1 protein-coding gene is annotated in these 531 nt (G+C 60.5%); it reads left to right on the top strand.

Features of this window, described 5'->3' with window-relative positions:
- Nucleotides 1–63: 63 nt before the first annotated feature.
- Nucleotides 64–531 (top strand): helix-turn-helix domain-containing protein (locus tag ACFOKJ_RS12615; RefSeq protein ID WP_390280123.1); only part of this gene is annotated, 468 nt, incomplete at its 3' end.

Below are 531 nucleotides of genomic sequence, written 5' to 3'. Positions count from 1 at the left end.
GGCTATGTCCCAATTACGAGTTGGTAACTAAGCTGAAGCAAGCACCTCACCAGGAGCGCGATGATGGATACCCAATCCTTTCAACGTCTGCTTGCCCAGCTCGACTCGCTTAGCCCCAAGCAGAAAGCCACTCTCCAGCTCACTCTGCAAACGCAGCCACGCCATGATGTGCTGGCCGAGTCGCTCCCTGACCTGCTCGCTTGTCCGCACTGCGCCGCGCCGGCACAACAGCTAATTGGCTGGGGCTGGCAGCGCGGCTTGCGCCGCTATCGTTGCAAAGCCTGTCTGCGCACCTGCAATGCCTTGTCCGGCACACCTCTGGCCCGTCTGCGCAAAGCCGAGCACTGGCTCGATTACGGCACAGCGCTGATTCAAGGGCGTACTGTTCGCGATGCTGCCGAGCAGTGCGGTGTCAGCAAGAACACCGCCTTTCTGTGGCGTCATCGCTTCCTGCGCAAGGTGGCTCAGCATCAGGCGACACACGAAAGTGGCGTGGTGGAGGCCGACGAGACCTTCTTTCTGGAGTCCTTC

It is taken from the genome of Vogesella amnigena, assembly GCF_042648905.1.
Lineage (GTDB): Bacteria > Pseudomonadota > Gammaproteobacteria > Burkholderiales > Chromobacteriaceae > Vogesella > Vogesella amnigena.
Note: the sequence above shows the minus strand (reverse complement) of the source record. Positions and strands in the feature narration are given on the sequence as shown.